This window comes from Streptomyces sp. SAS_272 (assembly GCF_052543235.1).
Genome location: NZ_JBMNDR010000016.1, coordinates 88,119 through 110,164 on the forward strand (window position 1 = coordinate 88,119; position 22,046 = coordinate 110,164).

The 22,046-nt window shown below is 71.8% G+C and carries 12 protein-coding genes, 1 other RNA gene and 2 pseudogenes; 4 read left to right on the forward strand and 11 right to left on the reverse strand.

From position 1 onward, the window contains the following. Positions 1-5 precede the first annotated feature (5 nt). The 8 genes and pseudogenes from ACN6LD_RS12920 to ACN6LD_RS12955 all read right to left on the reverse strand — a co-directional run bounded on the left by ACN6LD_RS12920 (position 6) and on the right by ACN6LD_RS12955 (position 14,369). Complete coding sequence (locus tag ACN6LD_RS12920) at positions 6-1,916, reverse strand: DNA/RNA helicase domain-containing protein (RefSeq protein WP_445043214.1); 1,911 nt, start codon at positions 1,914-1,916, stop codon at positions 6-8. Positions 1,917-2,124: 208 nt separating this feature from the next. After that, positions 2,125-8,883 (reverse strand): DUF3320 domain-containing protein, encoded by a 6,759-nt coding sequence (locus tag ACN6LD_RS12925; RefSeq protein ID WP_445043215.1) that lies wholly within the window; start codon positions 8,881-8,883, stop codon positions 2,125-2,127. Positions 8,884-9,373: 490 nt separating this feature from the next. Then, positions 9,374-9,784, reverse strand: an RNA gene (gene rnpB / locus ACN6LD_RS12930) — RNase P RNA component class A. A 187-nt stretch (positions 9,785-9,971) separates the two neighbouring features. Beyond that, positions 9,972-10,751 (reverse strand): annotated as a pseudogene (locus ACN6LD_RS12935) (DMT family transporter); the annotation flags it as partial. 25 nt (positions 10,752-10,776) lie between these two features. Then, positions 10,777-11,598: a helix-turn-helix domain-containing protein gene (locus ACN6LD_RS12940; protein WP_445043216.1), complete on the reverse strand. Its 822-nt coding sequence runs from the start codon at positions 11,596-11,598 to the stop codon at positions 10,777-10,779. A gap of 75 nt (positions 11,599-11,673) precedes the next feature. Then, positions 11,674-12,195, reverse strand: coding sequence for a TetR/AcrR family transcriptional regulator (locus ACN6LD_RS12945; RefSeq protein WP_445043217.1), 522 nt, complete (start codon positions 12,193-12,195; stop codon positions 11,674-11,676). Next, on the reverse strand, positions 12,188-12,637 hold the full coding sequence (locus ACN6LD_RS12950) for a DUF4260 family protein (RefSeq protein WP_445043218.1): 450 nt from the start codon (positions 12,635-12,637) through the stop codon (positions 12,188-12,190). The genes ACN6LD_RS12945 and ACN6LD_RS12950 overlap by 8 nt, the downstream gene beginning before the upstream one ends. A 289-nt stretch (positions 12,638-12,926) precedes the next feature. Beyond that, positions 12,927-14,369 carry an RNB domain-containing ribonuclease gene (locus tag ACN6LD_RS12955; RefSeq protein ID WP_445043219.1) on the reverse strand — a complete coding sequence of 481 codons (1,443 nt, stop codon included), beginning with the start codon at positions 14,367-14,369 and terminating at the stop codon, positions 12,927-12,929. A gap of 136 nt (positions 14,370-14,505) precedes the next feature. On the opposite strand from ACN6LD_RS12955, the gene yaaA reads away from it, so the two are divergent. Together yaaA and eda are read left to right on the forward strand one after the other, a co-directional pair. Continuing rightward, positions 14,506-15,288 (forward strand): peroxide stress protein YaaA, encoded by a 783-nt coding sequence (gene yaaA, locus ACN6LD_RS12960; RefSeq protein ID WP_319193435.1) that lies wholly within the window; start codon positions 14,506-14,508, stop codon positions 15,286-15,288. A gap of 211 nt (positions 15,289-15,499) precedes the next feature. Continuing rightward, a pseudogene (gene eda, locus ACN6LD_RS12965) lies at positions 15,500-16,180 on the forward strand (bifunctional 4-hydroxy-2-oxoglutarate aldolase/2-dehydro-3-deoxy-phosphogluconate aldolase); the annotation flags it as partial. Positions 16,181-16,364: 184 nt separating this feature from the next. Here the strand turns inward: eda and ACN6LD_RS12970 are convergent. From ACN6LD_RS12970 to ACN6LD_RS12980, 3 genes are read right to left on the reverse strand one after another with little or no spacing between them, the layout of a single operon-like run. After that, positions 16,365-18,107: a bifunctional RNase H/acid phosphatase gene (locus ACN6LD_RS12970; RefSeq protein WP_445043220.1), complete on the reverse strand. Its 1,743-nt coding sequence runs from the start codon at positions 18,105-18,107 to the stop codon at positions 16,365-16,367. A 19-nt stretch (positions 18,108-18,126) separates the two neighbouring features. Beyond that, a complete protein-coding gene (locus ACN6LD_RS12975; RefSeq protein ID WP_319191783.1) occupies positions 18,127-18,870 on the reverse strand; it encodes a zinc ribbon domain-containing protein in 744 nt (247 codons plus the stop codon). Next, entirely contained in the window at positions 18,867-19,724 is an 858-nt protein-coding gene (locus tag ACN6LD_RS12980; RefSeq protein WP_319191773.1) for a Nif3-like dinuclear metal center hexameric protein, read from the reverse strand. The genes ACN6LD_RS12975 and ACN6LD_RS12980 overlap by 4 nt, the downstream gene beginning before the upstream one ends. A 671-nt stretch (positions 19,725-20,395) precedes the next feature. Between ACN6LD_RS12980 and ACN6LD_RS12985 the strand changes: the two genes are divergently transcribed. After that, a complete protein-coding gene (locus tag ACN6LD_RS12985) occupies positions 20,396-21,760 on the forward strand; it encodes a hypothetical protein (protein WP_445043224.1) in 1,365 nt (454 codons plus the stop codon). 97 nt (positions 21,761-21,857) lie between these two features. Continuing rightward, positions 21,858-22,028 (forward strand): hypothetical protein, encoded by a 171-nt coding sequence (locus tag ACN6LD_RS12990; RefSeq protein WP_319191772.1) that lies wholly within the window; start codon positions 21,858-21,860, stop codon positions 22,026-22,028. Positions 22,029-22,046 lie beyond the last annotated feature (18 nt).

A 22,046-nucleotide genomic window follows, 5' to 3' on the forward strand; every position in this document is an offset into this window, starting at 1 on the left:
CGTGCTCACCGCCGCAGAAGGGGCTCCTCGTTCGCGGCAGGACGCGGCTCGAGTCGGCCGGACACCAGTTCTCGGAGTTTCTCTCGGGTCTCGGGATCGGTCGAATAGACGATCGTGCCGACCATGCCGCGGGTCAGCAGCACCTTGTACGTGTTCCGGATCAGACGGTCCACGTCGGTGTCCGATACCGACTTCTTGAAGACCGGGTCCTTGGACGCAGTGCGGTCCGTGATCCATCGGTCACCCCGCCAGACCAGGTCCGGTCCGATGATGACGCCGGACCAGTCGTACTCGAACCCCTGCGCGGTGTAGACGCAGCCGATCTGGCCGAAGCCGGCCGGGTCGGTCGCCCACAGGGCGGACGGGGGCGCACCCGACACCGACCGATCCCCGCGCAGGTTCCACGGACGGGCCCAACCCCCGATGACGACGTCGAGGGGCAGCGGGTCTCCGGGCTTCGGCTCGGGCGACCACCGCCAGCAATAGCCCGCGGACATCCGGGCGCCGTATTTCTCGGCGCGGCGGGCGTCGAGGAACGCCTCCAGTTCTTCAGGGCTGTCGGCGACCAGCAACTGCATGCGGTCGTCGGGCTCCCACACGACCGGCCCGCCGGGCTCCAGGCCGAGAAGCCGGACGACCCAGCGCAGGTAGGCGTCGCTGCCCCCGCAACGGAACTGGCTCTCCAGGGGGACGACATGGCAGTCGATGCCCCGTCGGGCCGCGGCCTCACGGATTTCGCCCACGGTGCCCATTTCACCGGGACGCACCACCTGATGCTCGTCGAGGAAGAAGACCGGTACGTGGGCGACGTCGATGAGCTCGTCGATCTGAGCCCTGCCGGTCCGCAGGGCCGCGCGGGTGTAACGGTTGGCGGAGGTCTCCCGGATGCGGTGCGCCTCGTCACAGATGAGAGCGCCGAGAGCGTTCTTCTCCGTGGTCATGAAACTGTTGAAGTACTTGAAGAGATCCTGGACTTCGCGCTTGCGGGAGCCGGCCACCTTGCGCATCGTCTTGGTGAACGACTGCGAGCCGGTCGCGTGAACTGCGGCCACACCCCGCCGGTACAGCTCGCCGAGCAGTTGAAGCGCGATGACGCTCTTCCCGGTACCGGGGCCACCCGTGACGATGACGACTTCCTTGTGGTCGGAGCGCTTCGCCCTCTCCACCGCGTTGAGCACCATGCGGTAGGCGACCTGCTGCTCGTCGAGGAGGACGAACTGCTGCCGCTCGCGCACTTCCTCGGCTGCCACGGACATCAACTGCTTCGACGGCACGGTGGCGCCCGCGAGCAGTTCGTCGGCCGCACGAGCACCAGGATGGCTGTCGCTCAGTCGGGTCCGGAGGTGGTCCAGGAACGCACCGCGACGCTCCCCGGTGAAGAGCAGTCCGCGCGCGTCACGCTCGATCTCCCGCAGCCCCGCCACCCCGAACTCAGTGGCGTTGTGCAGGAAGGCGGCTCCCTGGATCCGCTCGCCGTGCTCGGCCACCGCGCCATTGAAGTTGACCAGGTAGTCGCGGTATCGCCGCACCTGCTCGATCGGGTTGAGCACGGGGTGCGCGTAGGCGTCGACATGGCACAGGGTGGGGTCGTCCTCGTGCGGCAGCGCCTGGCTCCACTGCTTCAGCTCCACGACCACGTACGACGGCTCCCCCGTGACCGGGTGCACTCCGGCGAGGACGACATCGGCGCGCTTGCTGTTCAGCGGGAGCGCGTACTCCAGCATGACCTCCACGTCACCCAGGCCGGCGTCGTTCAGGGCGGCGGCCAGGACGGGAATGCTGCGCTCCCAGGAACGCACTTCCGAGACGCCGGGCCGGTAGCCGTGCATATGGACGAACTGGTCGGTGAGGTGCAGGAACAGTGAACCGTCGAGTGCCATGACGGCGACCGTTTTCGCGGACGCGCGGAACAGCAAGGACTTCCCCCAGGCAGCACGAAGAGACTCGTGCGGGTGGGGGCATGTCCTTCGAGACTCCACCGGCGTGGAGCGGAAGCCCGTCGGGCCGCATTGACGATATGCCTGAGCGTACCTGGCGGTACTCACCGTCGTAGGGGTGGTTGCAGCGGTGGCGGCGTCCCTGACCGGTCTCCCCCGTTCGGCCGGGAGCCCCTGCCCCGACGGATCAGGTACCCGCCGCGGGCATCAGGCCGCCGTCCGACTCGATCAAGTCTCCTGCAGAGATCAACGCGTCGATGTCGCCGGTCAGCGCGTCCCGGATATCGGCTCCGAGCCTCGCCCACCCGAAGAAGCGTGCGGCCTCCCTCAGCAGGTCCTCGCGGTGCACGCCGGGTCCTTCGCCGACCACGTTCGTGAGCACGAGCTGCCGCTCCGCCGCGGGAACCTCCGCAACTCGCCTGGCGCAGCGGTCCGTCGGCGTGCGGGCGAACTCCGTCTCGTGGCCCGGCCTGTCGTAGGCCGTGCCCACCTTGACGACCTTGCCCTGCTTGAGCAGGTGGCGAAGAGCTCGATCGATGCGGTCGCGAACCACCTGGCCGGCGCGTCCGATGCCCCACGCGAGACGGACCCGGCTATAGATCACCTCTTTTTCGACGGGCCCTTCCACCTCCACCACACACAGCGCCACGTCCGCCACGACATCGAGGGCAGCGGGGTCCTGCAACTCCAGGTCCCACACGCCTCGCCGGCTGCTCGACCGGTCACGTGCCTCCGCCAACAGGTCGGGGTCGACCTCCTGGTAGGGGCGGCTCCAAGGCGCAGGGCCTCCGTCCACCGCCACGAACTCCACGCGCGAACCAGGCGGGCCGCCGACCGGTCCCGCAGGCTCTCCGCCTTCTGCGTGCACGGGGCCGGCCACGACCTCGGCAGTGCCGTCACCTGCGCCGGCGCTCCCTGCTCCCGCCACGGGCGGCGCTACCCGCACCGCATGCGGATCGTCCGCACACGCCGCCTCCACCGCGGCCCTCAGCCGCGCCATCGCATCCCTTCGGTTCCGGTACCAGTCCGTACCCCAGATCCGGTGCAGCCTCCAGCCCAGGTCGCTCAGAACCGCTTCCCTGAGCCGGTCGCGGTCGCGAGCCGCCCGCGAAGAGTGATACATGGCGCCGTCGCACTCGATGCCCAGCGCGTAGGCGCCGGGCGCGCCCGGGTGCCGTACCGCCATGTCGATGCGGAACCCTGCGACCCCCACCTGGGGCTGGACCTCGTAGCCCCAGCCGCGCAGGGCGCCGATGACCTCCTCCTCGAAGGGACTCTCCGGAGCGGCGTCCGGATCGGCGGTCTCCGTCTGAAGTAGAGCAGGACCGTGCTGGGCGTACTGCAGGTACCGCTTGAGGTGTTGCACGCTCTTGTTGGCGCTGTCCGGCAGGTCCCCTCCGTGGAAGGAAGCGACGACCTCCATGCGGCGCCGGGCGCGGGTGACGGCCACGTTGAGGCGTCGCCAGCCGCCCTCCCTGTTGATGGGCCCGAATGTCGACAACAGCTTGCCCCGGTGGTCGGGACCGTAGCCGATGGAGAGGATGACGACATCGCGCTCGTCGCCCTGGACGGTTTCGAGGTTCTTGACGAAGAATCCGTCGAGTCGGCCCTCCGTGAAGTGGTGGTCGAGATCGGGGCGGGCCGCCCTGGCCTTCTGCACTGCCTCCTCGATCGCGTCCGCCTGCGCCTTGGAGAGCGCGACCACCCCGAGAGTGTGCTCGGGACGGGTGTCGAAGTGATGGATGACGCGCTGGGCCACCCTTGCGGCTTCAAGGGGGTTGTCGCTGTTCCCGCCGCGGTCGTACACACCGTCCGCCTTGATGAACTCCACGCCGATGTCCGGGCCCTGTTCCAGCGCACCCGGGAACGTGACCATGGAGTTGTCGTAGAACTCGTGGTTGCTGAAGGCGATCAGATTCTCGTGCCGACTGCGGTAGTGCCAGCGCAGGGGCAGTCCGCGCAGGACTCCGCTGGCCTTGCACATGTCGAGGATGGACTCGAAGCCGTCGGTGGCGTCCTCGTCCCACTCGTCTCCGTCGTCGCTGTCCCCGGCCGCGCTGAAGAACGAGGTCGGCGGCAACTGCTTCTGGTCGCCCGCCACGATGAGAGCCTTGCCCCGGTAGACGGAGTTCACCGCGTCCTGGGGCAGCACCTGCGACGCCTCGTCGAAGATGACGACGTCGAACCCGAAGTCCGGCGGCAAAAACTGGCTGACCGTCAGCGGACTCATCATGAAGCAAGGCTTGACCAGCCGTACGACGTCGCGTGTCTCCGTCAGCAGACGCCGCACCGGCATGTGACGCCGCTGCTTCTCGGCCTCGCGGCGGAGTACGGCGGCCTGGCCCACCGATGTCCGGCGGGGGCGGCGCGAGTTGCACGCGGCGATGACCTCGGCATGCGCCGCCGCCACCATGTCCTGGTCGGCCCTCTTGAAGCGCTCCACCAACTGATCGCGTTCCACAGCCCGCACGGGCTTCAGTCTCTGGTCGGTGGTGAGCTGGTGCTCGGCCCAGGCAGTGAGCACCGCCCGCTCCATTGAGGCGGGGAAGTCCGCGGCGAGAACGCTGCGCCGTGCGAGCTGGCCGGGCAGTCCGTCGAGGTGGTAGCGGCGCAGCAGGGCGAGGGCGTCGGTGCTGCTGGTCCACGCTTCGGGTCCGAACGGGTCGCGGTCGAGGCGGGAGAGGACGGAATGGGCCGAGGTGAGGGATTCGACGAGTTCACGTCGCAGCTCTTCAGCCCGATCCGGCTCGAAGTACCCGGTGAGTAGATTGAGTTGGCCCCTCCAATCGTCGACGCAGGCCGCGACGGACGGATCGGCCGACGCGGTCAACATCAGCCGGGCCGCCGTTTGCGACAGCGGCGCGGAATGACCGCCATGTGCGGTGCGGCGGACCTTCTGGGCCCAGTCCAGAGCGTTCGAGACGGCTTCACGGTCCGTCTCGGCGCCCCGGTGAAGGGAACCGAGAAGGTTCCGGTACGTGCCGTCGTTCTCCACGAAGGAGGACTCGGCGACGCGGGCGGCGACGACGGCGGCCACCGCTTCCCTGGCCCGCGAAAGGGTGAGGTCCGTCTCCTCGTCCATGACACGGGCTGTCGAGCGGATGAGGTCGGCCGCGTCCTCAAAGGGCTCTACGTGCGCGCGAAGCCAGCTCACCGCCCGATCGAGGGGGCGGACGCCAAGCGTCGTGCCGACCGCCGCCATGTGCGGCTGCCCGATGTATGCCCGCCAGAGGTCCAGGTCACGGCGGATCTGATGCGTCTGCGTGAGGAGTTCTCGCGGTTCGGGCCGGCCGTGGGCCAGTACCTCGACGAGACTGGACCGGCGCGCTGGTTCCGTGAGTGCGTCGAATGCGTGACGGGCGATCAGCTGGACGGAGTCCAGAGCAGCCCGCAAAGCCCCCGTGCGGACATGTCCTTCCCCAGCGTAGTGGCCGAGCAACTGTCGCTGTTGCTCCGTGGCGTACGGGCCCGGTCGCTGTCGCGTCAGGTCGAGGCCGCGGCGCAGGAGCTGCCCCATGGGCTCGTGGCCCGTGACCCCGTTGGGCGTTTCGTCGTGCAGATCGTCCGCCTCTGTGTCGAGGCCCCGGTACCAAGGGCCGAGGAGGGCGCGGTCGGTCACGGCCTGAGCGGCGAACGCGGCCGTCTCCCTCTGTGCCTCGTGCGCGACCGTGACCGCCGTGCGCGCGGAGGCGAGCGTGTGCGCGGACCCGTGGCCACTGTCGCGGCGACCGACCGAGGCCACGGTGTCCAGCATGGTGACGGCTTGCCGCAACGGGACGAGATGGGCGCTCAGCCAGCGGGCGGCGGCGTCCAGCGGCTGCTTGCCGAGGTCGGCCGCGTGCGGTGCCAGCGACGGGCTGTCCAAAGCCCTCCGCCACGTGGAGAGGCCGCTGCGCAGTGCCGCGCCCTGCTCGACGAGTGCGGGTTGCGGCTCTCGGCTATCGGTCAAGTGAGTGGCGAGCCGACCTCGGCGGTAGGGGTCGGCAACGGTTTCCGGCGCGAGTGCGTGGACCGCTTCGGCATGCGCGAGTGCATTGCGCAGTGCCGTGGCGTCGGGCAACGCCGTGCCCCGATAGCGGCCGATCAGTTCGGCGTGGGTCGTGGCCAGCGACCGCAGCTTCCTGAAGGCGGCGCACCAGGTGACGGCGAGCGGCAGCTTCTCGTACAGCTCGCCGCGCCATGCACCGCCGTGCGTCAGCCCGGCCACGAGCTTCCGGTCGGCCCGGATGCCGCTGGACATCAGGCCGGCGAGTCCTTGGCGGCCCTCCATGAGCCGGTGGATCGCCTCGGGCAGTTCGGACGTCGATACGACTTCGGGCAGGAAGGTGTCGCGTGCCGCCTGCTCCGCGGCAGCCAGGTCTTCGGCGGCCGAGGAGATCTCCGCGACGGCTGTTTGGACGCCGGAGAGCGCCTGGGGATCGAGCCACGCTTCGAGCGCGCGGTCCGAGGCTGTGGACAGCTCCACGAGCGTCGCCAGGTCCTCCGCTTCGGACGTCGCCTTAGGCCGGTCACACCCCAGGCGCTCGGCGACCGCGTCGGCGTGCCCGGCGGCCGTCTCAAGGGTGTCGGCGAGCGCGTCGAACCGCTCTGCCAGCTCCGCGGCCTGGCGACCGGTCAACGAAGCGATGTCGGTGCCAGGCGGCTCCAGTGCGGCCAGGGCCTGCTCGTTGGCCGGTCGCTCCGCGCTCAGTTCCCGACGCAGTTCGGCCCATCCCGGGCCCGCGTGGTCCGTTGCGAGGGCCTGGGCGGAAAGGACCTGATCCCGACGTGTGAAGATCTCTGCGACGGCGTCGGCCACGGCCCCGACCGCTGCATCCTCCGCCCGCGTGGGGCCGTCAGGCATCAACCACTGCTCAAGAGGGCGGTGCTCGGTGCCGGCCACGGCGACCACATCGCACAGATGGCGTGCCTCCCCAGGGTTAGCGGGATTCGTCAGCCCTGTGAGGCGGCTGACACTGCTGAGGCTGTGCAGGGTCCGTTCCAGCACACCAGCCGTCGCGTCGAACTCCCCGGCCAGCCGGCGCGCTCGCTCCTCTGTGAGTCCGGTGAGGTCGAGGCCGCGCGGCGCCAACTCCGAGAGCGCCTTCTCGTTTTCTCCCCGCTCAGCTGTCAGCCTGGTGGACAGTTCCTGCCAACGCTCCCCCACGGCCGCGCGGACGACAGCACTCGTGCGCTGCACCTTGCGCAGTTCCGCCAGGAAGGCGTCGGCCGGGTCGTTCACTTCGTCGGCGAAGGCATCAGTGGTAAGCCACACTTCCGGCACGGGGCTGCGCACATCGAGAAGCCGCAGAAGCGCGACCAGACGGTCGATTTCGCTCTGGCCCGTGACGGGCACTCCTCCGGGCGCGAGATCCCGGTATCGGTCGACCGTCGTCGTGAGCGCGTCCCACGCCGCTTGCGTCTGCTCCAGCACAGGACCTGGATGCGGCAGGCCGGCTCGCAGTTCCCGCCACGGGAACGAGGGATCCGCGACCGCCTCCCAAGCCTCGGCGATGGCTCTCGTGGCCTCGACGATCAGGCGCAGGTCCTCCTCACTGAGCGTCTCAGCGCGAAACGTCGACCCTGCCCCCGTCGGAGTGGCGCCCCCAGGACTCAGATAAGCCACCGGCGCCTCGGACAGCTGGCCGACCCGGCCGAGCACATCGTGCAACGTCCGCCCCAAGGGGTCGCGGACCTCGTTCATCGCTTCGGCGTAGGCGCTGAGCGCAAGACGCAGTTCCCTGGCCTGATCCAGGTGCTGCTGCGACAGTTGCGGTGCGCGCGGCTCCTCTACGAGAGCCCGGCCCAGCTCGTGGGCCACTGCCTTGCGGCTGGTGTTGTGGCTGTGGAGCGCCAGGGCATACGAGTCGAGCCCGACCGACTTCAGCCGGTCGAGGACGACGTCGAGCGCCGCTGCCTTCTCACTGACGAACAGCACACTCCGACCCGCGTGCATGAGACCTGCGATCATGTTCGTGATCGTCTGGCTCTTGCCGGTGCCGGGCGGGCCGTCCAGGACGAACGACTGTCCGGCCACGGCCGCGGCGACGGCCTGGCGCTGCGAGGCGTCGGCGTCAAGCACCAGCGGGCTGTCCTCGGGCGGACTCAATTCGTCGATCCGGTCGAGCTCGATCTCCGCGAAGTCGAAACGGTCGGAGGCAAGTCCGGAATTCGGGCCGAGCGCCATCGCCCGCACGAGGTCACTGCCGAGGACGTGGTCCTCGTTGTCCAGCAGGTCCTGATACATCGACTCCTTGTGGGAGGCGAAGAGCGCGAGCACCACTCGGTCGGAGATCTGCCATCCGCTCTTGCCTCCCACGGCACGAGCCGCTGCGGAGAGCACCGCCTGCAGGTCCGAGGGATCCTGTTCGGCAACCGGCGTCCAGTCGATGTGGAATTGCTGCAGCTTCACTTTCAGCGCCGGGTTGAGGCGCGGTTCCTCGTCGTCGCTCGCCCTGAGGCGGATCCGGCCGTTGCGCGCGCGCTCGATGACCACCGGCATCAGGATCATGGGGGCGTCACTGGCCGTCTCCGCCCCGTCCTCGCGCCACCGGAGCATGCCGACGCCAAGGTTGAGGGTCCACAGGCCGTAGTCGTTGAAAACCTGCGTCGCTTTGGCGCGCAGGTTGTTCAACGCGCGCGAGAGGGAGGGCGCGGTGGTCTTCTGGGTGACGATTCCGTCGGTGCGATCGGTCCCCTTCGAGAGGACGACATCGCCGGGTCGCGCACCCTCGCCGGCTTCCGGCTCCTCGTCCGGGAGTGGCGCGAAGTCCCAGCCGCGGGACAGGCCTTCGACGAGTTCCTGCGCGGACGGGGTCGTGACCTCCAATGTCGCCGACCTGGTGTGGCGGAAATTGAGCAGCCGGTTGCGGCCGCTCAGGTCCACCAGAGACGTGCGCCAGTTCTCAAGCATCGCCTTGAGGCGGTCGAGTTCCTGGCTGCCCCCGAAGTCACCCGCGTTCGTCACGCTGATCCCTGATGTCGTCGCTTCCGGGCCGACGGAAACCGGCGTCGAGGGCAGTCCCCCGCTGGCGCCAATGCAAAGCGCGGCCACAGAGGTCCGTACTGTCCTGGTGGCCGCACAAGTCCCGCTGATCCCCCTGGGCGCGAATTCTACGGTCAGCGCACCAATGCGTGAAGTGCCAACTACGGAACGGTTGCTCCGGTGTTCACGACGCCTCGGTGCCCCGAGCCCAGAGCTGCTTACTGGGGCCGCGTACTACGTGATCAGTCGCCAGTTGTGCCGGGCACGGGGAGGCGACGTGGGGAGGAATCCTTCCGGACGACTGTGCAGGTCGTCCTGCCCGTAAATGCCCGGCCGCGTGGGCTCCGTCCGCGGGAAGGCGGGGCGCGAACGTCGAAGGCCTTCCGCCGCCTGAGCAGCCGCCTTCGAAAGACTGGAAAGGACGCCCACCACAGGTCAGAGGCCACTTTCGAGGCAACGCCGCAGGCAGCGGCAGACGAGTCGGGCTGTACGCCGGGTTCTGTGCCGAGGGGTCTCGCGACGTCCTCGGTGACGGCCATCCATCTAGGGCCGGCGTTGCCGCCGGCCTCGTGCGGTCTACCCGCGGACTCGGGCGGGCAGCCCTCGATCGTCCGCGCAGGAGCACCTCAATCCTGCGAGGTGTTCCCTTTTGACCTTGCTCCGGGTGGGGTTTACCTAGCTGCCCAGGTCGCCCTGGGCACTGGTGGTCTCTTACACCACCGTTTCACCCTTACCGAGGACCGAGGTCCCCGGCGGTCTGTTTTCTGTGGCACTGTCCCGCGGGTCACCCCGGGTGGCCGTTAGCCATCACCCTGCCCTGTGGAGCCCGGACGTTCCTCGGGAAGTCCCGTGAGGGACTCCACGCGGCCGCCCGCCCGGCTCGTCTGCCGTGTCGACCATGGTACCGGGCGACGGCCGCGCTTCGGGCCCGGGACCGCGTCGCGCACCTCGCCCGAGGCCGCCCCCTGCCGCGACCGTGGGGTCGCGTCGCGCTTCGGGCTCGATGCCGTCGCCAGGACGGAGCCGGTCAGGATCAGCGCGAAGGCCGCGAGGATGCCGGCCGTCAGGGACTCGTCCAGGAACAGGGCGCCTGCCGCCACCGCGACGGCCGGGTTCACGTAGGTGATGACCGTCGAGCGGGTGGGGCCTGTCTCCCTGATCAGTTCCAGGAAGCCGACGAAGGCCACCGCCGTGCAGAGGACGCCGAGGCCGGCGAGCGCCGCCAGCACGGAGGCAGAAGGGAGCTCGGCCGGCCAGGAGGCGGCCGCTGCCGGGGCGTAGACCAGTGCCGCCAGGGTCAGGCAGGGGACGATGAGCTGGAGGGTGGGGACGTCCTTCAGACGGCGGGCCGCGATCAGGGGCGCCGTGGCGTAGCCCAGCACCGTCAGCAGGACCTCGCCGAGCGAGCGGGCGTCTCCCCCCGTCAGGTGCGGGACCGTGAGAACCCCGACGCCGGCCAGACCCAGGGCGAGGCCCGCGACACGGCGGACACCCAGCACCTCCGCGTCACCGAGGAGGCGCGCGGCCAGCACGCCGACGATGGGGACGCCCGCGATCAGCAGGCCGGCGGTGGAGCTCGACAGGTGCCGTTCGGCATCCGTCAGGGTGAACCACGGGCCGATGATCTCGATGCACGCGAAGGCCAGCATGGGCGCCCAGTGGCTCCGCACGGTGCGGATCAGGCCGCCCTGGCGCAGCGCGAAGGGGAGCAGGAGGAGGGCGCCGAGCGCGCAGCGCACGAACACCACCATGGACGGGGAGAGGTCCTCCACCGCGATCTTGATCAGCAGGTAGGGGATGCCCCAGATCACTCCCATCAGGGAGAACAGGAACCAGCCGCGTGCAGTCATGCCCGCAGTGTCGGCCCGCCCCGGGTCAGGTGTCTTGAACGCTGTTGCGGTACGCCGCCGGGGTGACGCCGAGGACGCGGCGGAACCAGCGGGTGAGGTGGGCCTGGTCCGCGAATCCGACCATGCCGGCGACCTCCGCGGGCCGCAGCCCCGACTCGAGCAGGCCGCGCGCTCGGGCGACCCGGTGCTGGGCGAGCCAGGCGTAGGGCGGCATGCCGGTCGTCGTACGGAAGGCGCGCAGGAGCTGGTAGCGGGACAGGCCCAGGTCCGTCGCCAGGTCGGCCAGGGAGGGCGGGGCGAGGAGTTCGTCGGCGAGGCGGGTCCGCACGGCGCGGGCGATGTGCTCGGCGCCGGGGATCGTGTCGCACACCGGACGGGCCGTGGAGTGGCGTCGGGCGAGGGCCGTCAGCAGCCATGGAAGGCGTGACTCGGCCTCCAGGGGGTCGGGGCAGGCGGACAGTTCCGTGTGCGCGCGGCGCAGGGCGGCGGCCAGTTCGGGGTCGTCGAGGAGGGGCTCACGGAAGTGCGGCACACCGCCGAGAGTGCCCTCGGCGAGGAGGGCCGGGCCGGCGTACAGCGCGCGGTAGGCGTAACCGTCGGTGCCGTCGCCCGGGCCGCCGGTGTGGGGCTCGTCCGGTGCGAGGACGACGATGGAACCGGGACCGGTGCGGATGCGGCCGCCGCGGTAGTCGATGATCTCCGAGCCGTCCACGCAGACGCCGACCGTGAACTCCTCGTGCGCGTGCGGGGCGTAGACGTGCCGCTCGAAGCGGGCGGTGAGCAGGTCGAGGGGCGGTCCGTGGCGGCCCAGCCGCGCTCTGGTCCATGACGCCTGTTCACGGCTCATCCGACGCCCCCAGCGTATCCATCGCGACCCGCGTCTTCACGCCCTCGCGCCCCGGGCTCCTGGGCTCCCGGGCTCTCAGCGCTGCAACGCCTTCAGGCCGCGTTTCCATGCCGCCGGGAGGTCGGCGTCGTCCGGAAACCGGCCGTGGATCTCCAGGACCACCATGCCGTGGGCGAAGGCCCAGATCGCGCGGGCCAGGTCCAGGTCTCCGTCACAGGCCCGCAGCAGGGGCGTCGCGGCCCGGTCCTCCAGGCCGGCGGGCAGGGCCGCGCGGGGCAGCGGGCGTTCGGTGGCGAGGCAGTAGAGGTGGGGGTGGGCGAGGGCGTAGGTGCGGTACGCCTGGGCCAGTGCGGGCAGGGAGCCCGGCTCCCGCGTCTCGGCCGCTTCCAGCGCCGCCGCCGACTCCTGCAGCATCTGCGCGACCAGTTCGACCTCGACGGCGTGCTTGTCGGGGAAGTGCTTGTAGAGCGAGGGCGCCTTGATGCCGAGGTGGTCGGCGAGCGCGCGCATGGTGAGCGCGGCGGGCCCGGCCTCCTCCAGGAGGGTCCGGGCGGCCGCCGCGATCTCGCGGGCGCGGGGCGTGAGCCGCTCAGTCACGCTGGAAGCCCTCCTTGGTGCGCAGTCCGTAGCCGACGGCGCGATCGTACGAGATGTGCGCGAGCCATCCGCACAGTGCCGCGAACAGCGGGGGCCATGCGGCGAACGGCCCGAAGGTGTAGAGGACCATGAGGGCGAGCGGGACGACGGCGCGGTGCATCGCGTTGTAGTACGGCACCGCCCGGGGCGCGAGCTGTCCCTTCGCCATGCGGGGCGCCTCGTCGAGGGCGACCAGGAACGTCAGGTCCGGCAGGATCAGGAAGACGAGGGCGAGGCCGCCCGCGAGCCAGCCGTGGTTCATCGACTCCAGTACCGCGAACGCCGACCAGAACACCGCGTTCGCCAACCAGGCCGCGCGGCGGATGCGACGGGAGACGGCGCCGACGCCGGCGCCGGAGACGGCGCCGGAGCCGGTTCGCGTGGTGGTGGTGATCGTGCTCATGACTGCCCCCTGGATGTCGACTGCGGTTTCGCCGTCTCGCCGTGCGGCCATCGATTGATGGCTAACGCCGTTAGCCCGACACCAAGACCGTACGGCTAACGGCGTTAGCCGTCAAGGGGCGAGGGTTCCGGTAGACGCCCCGCCGGCCACCCCGCCGCCAGCCGACGGGCTGGCCGACGGGCGGGCTGGCGGGCGGGCGGGCTGGCGGGCGGGCGGGCTGGCGGGCGGGCGGGCGGGACGACACCGGGCCGGTGTGCCCCGCGCCCTCCGCCCTGTGCCCTGCGCCCTCTCACGCCGGCGTGAAGCGGACCGTCCGGGTCGCCGGGTCGGCTCGGGTGAGGCGGACGCGCAGTCGCTCGCCGAGGGGAAGGGGAGTGCCGTCCGCGCCGTCGAGGCGGCCGATCACCGCCGGCGCTTCCAGCTGCACGGTCCCGACGGCCGGCCGGCGCTCGTCCACGTCCACCACGTATCCGTCGAACATCTCACCGACCCGGCCGCTGAGCAGCGCGGCCTCGACGATGTCGACGCAGCCGCGCTCGACGGCCCCGGACCGGCGTCCACCCTGGGCCATCTCCTGCGGGAGGGCGTCGAGGGCGGCGAGCACCCACTCGGGCGGGGGGCCTCCCGCGACGGCGGCGAGGCAGAGCTCGGCGGCGTAGCGGTCGGCCAGGCGGCGCAGCGGGGCCGTGCAGTGCGCGTACGGCGCGGCGACGGCGGCATGCGTGGTGACGAGCGGGAGGACGCCGTCGCGGAAGACGGTGTAGCCGGCGCCCCGCAGCAGGGTCGTGCACTCCTGGAGGAACGCGGCGTGACGCGGGTCGTGCGGGTCGAGGGAGCGGACGAGCTGCGCGTAGGAGACATGGTGCGGCCAGTCGACGTGCAGGGCGCGCGCGGTGCGGCGCAGTCGGCCCACCGCACCGTCCGGGGCTGCGGGCAGCGTGCGCAGGACGCCGACGCCCGACGCCAGCATCAGGTCGGCCGCGGCCATCCCCGTGAGGAGGGAGAGCTGCGCGTTCCAGCCCTCGGCGGGCAGCGGGGCACGGTAGGTCAGCTCGTAGGCGTGGTCGTGCTCGACGATCTCCTGTTCGGGCACATTCAGAGAGATCCCGCCCCGCTCGCTCTCCAGCCGCTCCCGCAGCCGCCCGACGGCGGCCAGCAGCCGGAGCGGCTCCTCGGCGCTCCCCGCGTCGATCTGCCGCTGCACGCCCGCGTAGTCGAGCCGGGCACGGCTGCGGACGAGGGCGCGCCGGACGTCGACGGCGACCGTACGGCCGTCCGCGTCGAGGTCGACGGTCCACAGTGCGGCCGGACGCACCTGGCCGGGCAGCAGACTGGCGACGCCCTCGCTCAGCACGGCCGGGTGCAGCGGGACCTTCCCGTCGGGGAAGTACAGGGTGTTCGCCCGGCGGTGCGCCTCGGCGTCCAGCGGTCCGCCGGGGACGACGAACGCGGCGACGTCGGCGATGGCGTACCGGACGCGGTAGCCGGCGCCCCGCGTCGCGAGGTGCAGCGCCTGGTCGAGGTCGGTGGAGCCGGGCGGGTCGATGGTGAGGAACGGGACGTCGGTCGCGTCCAGGGAGGGCAGGACGGGTTCCCGCGCGGCACGGTCCGCCTCGGTCAGCACCTCGGGCGGGAATCCGCCGGGCACTCCCGACTCGGCGCGCAGTGCGGCGAAGGCTTGCCGGAGCGGGGCCTCGGGGGCGCCGGTCATCCGGATGCGGCGGCGGGGCATGCGTCGAGCGTAGGACGCAGGCCGCCCCACGGCACGCCGTGGACCGCGGCCGTCTCACAGCGCGTCGCGGGGCGGAGGGTGACTGTGCGGCACGCCGTACGCTGACGCGGCAGAGCTCTATCGAAGGAGATGTCCCGTGCTGGTCCTGCTGCCGCCCTCCGAAGGCAAGGCGTCCTCCGGACGCGGCGCCCCGCTCAAGCCGGAGGCCCTGTCGCTGCCGGGGCTCGGCGCGGCCCGTGAGGCCGTCCTCGACGAGCTGGTCGAACTGTGCGCGGCCGACGAGGAGAAGGCACGCGAGGTGCTCGGACTGAGCGAAGGGCTGCGCGGCGAGATCGCGAAGAACACACGGCTGCGGACGGCGGGTGCGCGCCCGGCCGGGGAGATCTACACCGGCGTCCTGTACGACTCCCTCGGGCTGGCCTCGCTGGACGCGGCGGCGAAGCGGCGCGCCGCCAGGTCGATCCTCGTCTTCTCCGGGCTGTGGGGCGCCGTCCGCGTGACGGACCGGATCCCGTCCTACCGCTGCTCGATGGGCGTACGGCTGCCGGGGCTCGGGGCCCTGGGCGCGCACTGGCGCACGCCGATGGAGTCCGCGCTGACCGAGGCCGCCGGGGGCGGACTGGTGCTGGACCTGCGATCGGCGGCGTACGCGGCGGCGTGGAAGCCGAAGGGCGAGGTCGCGGCGCGGACGGCGAGCGTGCGGGTGCTGCACGCGCCGACACGGAAGGTCGTCAGCCACTTCAACAAGGCGACGAAGGGGCGGATCGTACGGAGCCTGCTGACGGCGGGGATCGCCCCTAAGGGCCCGGCGGAGCTCGTGGAGGCCCTACGGGACCTCGGATACGTGGTGGAGGAGCAGGCCCCGGCCCGGTCGGGCACGCCCCGGACACTGGACGTCCTGGTGGACGAGGTGCACTGAGGACGGGACGGGACGGGATGGGACGGGACGGGATGGAGGCGGGATAGGACAGGGCAGGGCGGGACTGGACGGCGCCGGGCGTGGAGGCGCCGGGCCGGGCACACCTGTCCGCCGGCCGCCGCCTGCCGCCCAGCAGCACTGCCCCATCGGCGCGTTGCAGCATGCGCAATGACCTTTGCGCACCCTGCATGCCCGGAGCAGGATGAGGCGCATGACCTCACCTGCCCCCTCACCTGCGTCCGCCGTTGCGCCCGCCTCGGCGGCTGCCTCGGTAATGGATCTGGTCCCGGCCCCCGTCGTGCCCGTCGTGGTGCTGGAGGACGCCGCCGACGCGGTGCCGCTGGCCCGCGCACTGGTGGCCGGCGGGTTGCCCGCCATCGAGGTGACCCTGCGGACGTCGGCCGCGCTCGACGCGATCAGGGAGATCTCCGGGGCGGTGCCGGAGGCCGTCGTCGGGGCCGGCACGGTGGTGACGCCGGAGCAGGTTACGGCGTGCGGGGCGGCCGGGGCCCGGTTCCTGGTGAGCCCTGGCTGGACGGACGTCCTGCTGACCGCGTTGCTCGCGTCGGGGCTGCCCTTCCTGCCCGGGGTCTCGACGGCGTCCGAGGTCGTGGCGCTGCTGGAACGGGGCGTGCGGGAGATGAAGTTCTTCCCTGCGCAGGCGGCGGGCGGCACGGCCTATCTGCGCTCGCTCGCCGGACCGCTTCCGCAGGCCCGTTTCTGCCCGACGGGCGGCGTCGGCCCGACGCACGCGGCCGAGTACCTGGCGCTGCCCAACGTCGGCTGCGTGGGCGGGAGCTGGATGGTTCCGGCGGACGCGGTCGCGAACCGGGACTGGCCGCGGATCGAGGGGCTCGCCCGCACCGCGTCGGCCCTCAGGACTGCGGGCGCCCTCGGAGCCGGGTCCTCCGCCTCCGGGACCGCGTCCGCCCCCGCGATCGCGTCCACTCCCAGAAGCGCCTCCGACCTCAGGACGGCGTCCACTCCCAGAACCGCGTCCGACCTCAGGACGGCGTCCACTCCCAGAACCGCGTCCGACCCCAGGACCGCGTCCACTCCCAGAAGCGCGTCCGACCTCAGGACCGCAGGTGGGACGTCTCGTTGAAGAGCCGAACGCTCGCGTTCCCGTCCGCGTAGTAGGCCACGGCCGACAGCGAGGCCGCCGACAGTTCCATGCGGAACAGGGACTCCGGCGGTGCGCCCAGGGCGAGCCGCACAAGGGTCTTGATCGGGGTCACATGGGTGACCAGCAGAACCGTGCGGCCCGCGTATGCGGCGACCAGTCGGTCGCGGGCGGCGGCGATCCGGACCGCGGTGGCCGCGAAGCTCTCGCCGCCGCCGGTCGGCTCGGCCTCAGGGTCGGCCAGCCAGGCGTTGAGGTCGTCCGGGTGACGTTCGCGGACCTCGCCGAAGGTCAGCCCTTCCCAGGCGCCGAAGTCCGTCTCGATCAGCCCGTCCTCGACCGTGACCTCCAGACCGAGGCGCGCTGCCACGATGCCGGCCGTCTCACGGGTACGGGCCAGCGGAGAGGCGAGAATGTGCTGCACGGTGCCACGCCGGGCGAGCGCCGCGGCGACCCGCTCGGCCTGTCCCCTGCCGACGTCCGAGAGCGAGGGATCGGTGCCGCCGCTGCCGGAGAACCGCTTCTGCGGAGTCAGCGGCGTCTCACCGTGTCGCAGCAGCACGAAGGTCGCGGGCGCCCCGAGATCGGGCGCGGCACCCCAGCCGACGGTCGGGGCGGCAGCAGGTCCGGCGACGGTGGGGGCAGCAGGGGTCGGAGCAGCACCGGGTCCGGCGACGGTGGGGGCAGCGGCGGTCGGGGCAGGAGCGGGTCCGGCGGGGGCCGAAGCCGCGGCATCTGCGGTGGACCGAGCGACTGTGCGGGCAGCCCGCACGTCGTCGCCGGTCTTGACGCGGGGCTCCGAAACGGCTTCCGCAACGGTTCTCCGCACATCTTCCGCAACGGCTTCCGCACGAGTTCCCGGCGCTGTGGCCGCTCGGCCTTCCGTAACCGCTTCCGAGCCCGTTTTCTCGGCGGCTCCAGAACCGCTGTGCGCAACCGCTTCCCGACCTGTTTCCCCTACGGCTCCGGAACGGCCTTCCGTAACCGCTTCCACGCGATTTCCCGCGGCCGCGCCCGCAACGCCTTCCGCAACAGTTTCCGCTTCACCATCGCGCAGCGCCGCTTCCGCACCCGCCGCAGTCGCTTCCGCAGTCGCTTCCGAAACTCTTTCCGTCGTCGCACGGGACCGAGACGCCCGCAGCATGGCCTCGCGGGCCTTCGCCGCGCCCGCGACTGCGTCACCGGGCGGGCCGGACGGCTCGGGGTCGGCCGACGCGGGGGCGGCCGGGGCGGGGGCGGACCGGGCGTCGAGCGCGGCGCGTGAGGCGCCCTCGTCCCACTGCTCGCCCCGCTTGCCCGCGTCCATCGCCTCGTTCGCGAGGCGGTCGGCGTGCTTGTTCTGCTCGCGGGGGATCCACTCGTAGGAGACCTGCCCGGGCGGGAGCACCCTGGCCGCCTCCGCCGCAAGCGGCTTCATGTCGGGATGCTTGATCTTCCAGCGGCCCGACATCTGCTCGACGACCAGCTTGGAGTCCATGCGGACGCGCACCCTGGCCGAAGGGTCGAGTTCGCGGGCGGCGCGCAGTCCGGCCACCAGACCCCGGTACTCGGCCACGTTGTTGGTGGCGACGCCGATGAACTCGGCCCGCTCGACGAGCGTCTCCCCCGTCGTCGCGTCGATCACCACGCTGCCGTAGCCCGCGGGCCCCGGGTTGCCCCGCGACCCCCCGTCGGCCTCGACGATGAACTCCCGCACGATGCAGGCCCCTTACCGGTTACAGCCCCGACTCGGACGTGCGCACGAGGATGCGACGGCAGTTCTCGCACCGTACGACCGTGTCGGGCGCGGCCGAGCGGATCTCGTTGATGTCGGTGATGGCCAGCTCCTGGCGGCAGCCCTGGCAGGTGCGGTGCTGGAGCCTGGCCGCGCCGATGCCGCCCTGCTGCTCGCGCAGCTTGTCGTAGAGCTTGAGCAGGTCGGCCGGCAGGGAGGCGGCGACGACCTCGCGCTCCTTGGTGACGGTGGCGGCCTCGCCGTCGAGCTCCTCGAGGGAGGCGTTGCGGCGCGCGGTGGCGTCGTCGATCTTCCCCTGCACGGAGCCGACCCGCTCGGTCAGCTCGGCGACCCGCTCCTGGGCGCTCTCTCGGCGCTCCATGACCTCCAGGACGACGTCCTCGAGGTCGCCCTGGCGCTTGGCGAGGGAGACGATCTCCCGCTGCAGGTTCTCGAGGTCCTTCGGGGAGGTGACGGCGCCGGAGTCCAGTCGCTGCTGGTCACGGGTTGCGCGCTGGCGCACCTGGTCGACGTCCTGCTCGGCCTTGGTCTGCTCGCGGGCGGTGTCGCTCTCCTCGGTCTGGGCGGCCACGAGGAGGTCGCGCAGCTGGGTGAGGTCCTTGGTCAGCGACTCGATCTCGGCGTGCTCGGGCAGGGACCTGCGCTTGTGCGCGAGTTGCTGCAGTCGGACGTCGAGGCCCTGGACGTCGAGGAGTCGGATCTGGTCGGCGGGCTCGGCGTTCAGTTGGGGGCTCCCATTGAGCTAGAGGTGGCGGTGGACGCCGCGTGGGCGGTCCAGGGGTCGGTGACCGTACGGGAGACGTGGACCCGCAGGTCCCATCCCCTCCGGTCGGAGATCTCGTCGAGCTGGGCGGCGGCCAGCTCGCACCAGGGCCACTCGGTGGCCCAGTGCGCCGCGTCGAGCAGCGCGAGAGGACTGTGGGCGCGAGCCTCGGAGACGGGGTGGTGGCGCAGGTCAGCGGTGAGGAAGGCGTCGACGCCGGCGGCCCGGACCTGCTCGAAAAGGCTGTCCCCGGAGCCGCCGCTGACGGCGACGGTCCGCACGATCGCATCCGGGTCGCCCGCCACCCGGATGCCCTGCGCGGTGGCGGGCAGCCGTTGCGCGGCGCGGGCGGCGAGTTCGCGGACGGTGAGCGGGTGGTCGAGCTCGCAGACGCGGCCGAGGCCGCGCCGCCCCGCGGGGTCGCCGGGATCGGGCACGAGGGGCCCGGTGACCCGCAGGCCGAGCGCGCCGGCGAGGGCGTCGCTCACCCCGGGATCGGCGCTGTCGGCGTTGGTGTGCGCGACGTGCAGGGCGATGTCGTTCTTGATGAGGGTGTGCACGACGCGGCCCTTGAACGTGGAGGCCGCGACGGTGGTCGTACCGCGCAGATAGAGCGGGTGGTGGGTGACGAGCAGGCCGGCGCCGAGCTTCACGGCCTCGTCGACGATCTCCTGGACGGGATCGACGGCGAAGAGAACCCGGGAGACCTCCTGGTCGGGATCGCCCACGACGGTGCCGACCGCGTCCCAGGACTCGGCCCGCTCGGAGGGCCACAGATCGTCCAGCGCGGCGATGACTTCAGACAGACGGGGCACGAACGAAAGGCTACCTGGCCGTTCTGCGGGGAGGTACCGCTGCCTCGGCATGCACACGCCTTCCGCGACCCTCAGGCGAATCGCTTCTGCACCACTCTTACGAGGGAAGAAGACCGCCCGTGGGTCCCACGCCCGTGCGTGCGAAAACTAGCTTCGTCGCCGGAGGTGGCGGAACGATGACGATGCCGGCCTGTGCGATCGAGCCCACCGCGGCGGACGGGGAGGAGCGGGAGACCCCGAAAAACGGGGCGGACCCGGAAGACGGAGCGGACCCCGAAGACGGGGCGGACCCGGAAGACGGAGCGGACCCCGAAGACGGGGCCGACCCGGAAGACGGAGCGGACCCGGAAGACGGGGCTGCCCCGGAGGACCGGGAGGGGGCGGAGTTTCTGCGGGCTCCGGACCTGTTGAGGCCCTCGGACCTGTTGCGGCCCCCGGACGGGTTGCGGCCCCCGGACGGGTTGCGGCCCTCGGAGCTGTTGAGGCGCCCGGAGGTGCTGCAGCACCCGAAGCTGCCGGCGATTCCAGAGCTCCTGGAGGCTCCGCAACTGTCGGAGACACCGGAGCTCCTGGAGGCTCCGAGGGACCGTTCCGCCGACTGCCCGCCTTATGCCGCCGAGCCTTCCGAGTACTCCGAGCTCTCGGGTCGGCGCGTGACGGCGTCCCTCCACATGGCATGGGCGGCGCCTGTACGGCATGTGCCGCCGCGGACACCGGGCGACGGATACGGCGCCGCGCCCCCCGCGTCCTGTGTGCTGACCGCGAACGGCGCCTACGCCGCACGCCTCGCCCGCGACGGCGACTCGCTGTTCCCCGAGCGCTGGACCCTGGACGGCCCGGAGCCGTACGCGGTGCCGTTGCCCGGCAACCAGCCGGAGGAGCCCGGCACGGAGGTCCAGCCGATGGCCGACGGCCGGGTCCTGATCCGGCGGGCGACCGACGGACGGCACGCGTTCTCCCTGCTGTACCCGACCGGACCCGGCACCGGCGAGCTGCCGCTGGGCGCCGTCGAGTGCCCGGACGACGGCGTCGAGCTGCGCCTGCTCCCGCCGGCCCCCTGCGGCGAGCGCGCGTACGCCCTCGCCGTAGGCCCCTGGACGACGGCCGTGTGGCTGGTCGCGGGCGGCGCCTTCGGCCCCGAGCACGTCGCCGAGATCCCCGGCCGGTGCTCCGGCGGGGTGTGGCTGGACCGCACCGGCCGCATGCTCGCGCTGGACCGTGAGGCCGGCGGGCGGACCAAGGCCGTCGTGGTGGACCTGGAGCGCGACGGTGAGGTGTCGCCGCTGCTGCAGATCTCCGCCGACAGCGACGACCGTCTGCTGCTGGCCGACCCGGACAGCGGACTGCTGCTGATCAGCTCGGACGCCGCTTCGCCGGGAGAGCCTCGGTTGGGCTGGGGCGTCGTGGGCAGCATGCTGCCGGTCCGCTTCCCGGAATCCCTGCGGCCGCCCGGCCTCGCGCTGACGCCCTTCGCGATCCAGCCGGGTCAGGTCCTTCTGCCGGAGGCGTGCGCGGTGGCTCTGCGCATCGACGGCCCCTTCGGCGCCTGGGTGGGCGTGTGGCGTCCGACGGAACGCCGGCTGCATCAACTGGCCGCGCCCGAGGGCTGGCTGACGGGCAGTGGGATGTGGACGCCGGACGGCGTGCTGCGGCTGCCGTACGCCACTGCGGCGGAACCCTGCGGGGTGGCGCCGCTGACGGCTCCCGCCATGGGCTCACCCGCCGCCGCAACCGAGGCCGAGACTGCAACTGCAACTGCAACTGCAACTGCGACTGCGACTGCGACTGCGACTGCGACTGCGACTGCGGGGAACGCCGCGTCCGCCTCCCCCCGACACCCCGGTGAGGCGACGCCGTACGGGGCGGTGGCGTACGAGGCGACGCCGTACGGGGCGGTGGCGTACGGGGGCACGCCGTACGAGGCGACGGCGTCCGGTGCGGGCGCGTCGGGCGGGAGCTCGGCGGAGCCGGTGTCCGTCGCCGCCCGTCCCGTGCCCCTGCAACAGGCCCCGCTCGGCCGACTTGTAACGAAGTAGCGGCGGTTGGCGTGGCCGCCTGGATTCGCCCCGCGGTGTGCCGGATAAAATCGCCCGGCTGTAAAGAAAGATCATGTTGACGGGGTGAATTCTTCCGATGAGCGACACAAGCACCATGCAGGCGCCGTCCGCCGACTTCCAGGAGACGGCCGGACACGGCCGCCACCGGGGCCCGGTCTCGGCGCACGAGGCCGATTCGGCCCCTCACGGCCGGCATCGCAGGCCGGCCGAGAACAGGGCCGACGGCACGGCCGAAGCGACTGCCTGACAGTACGCCGCGGGGGGC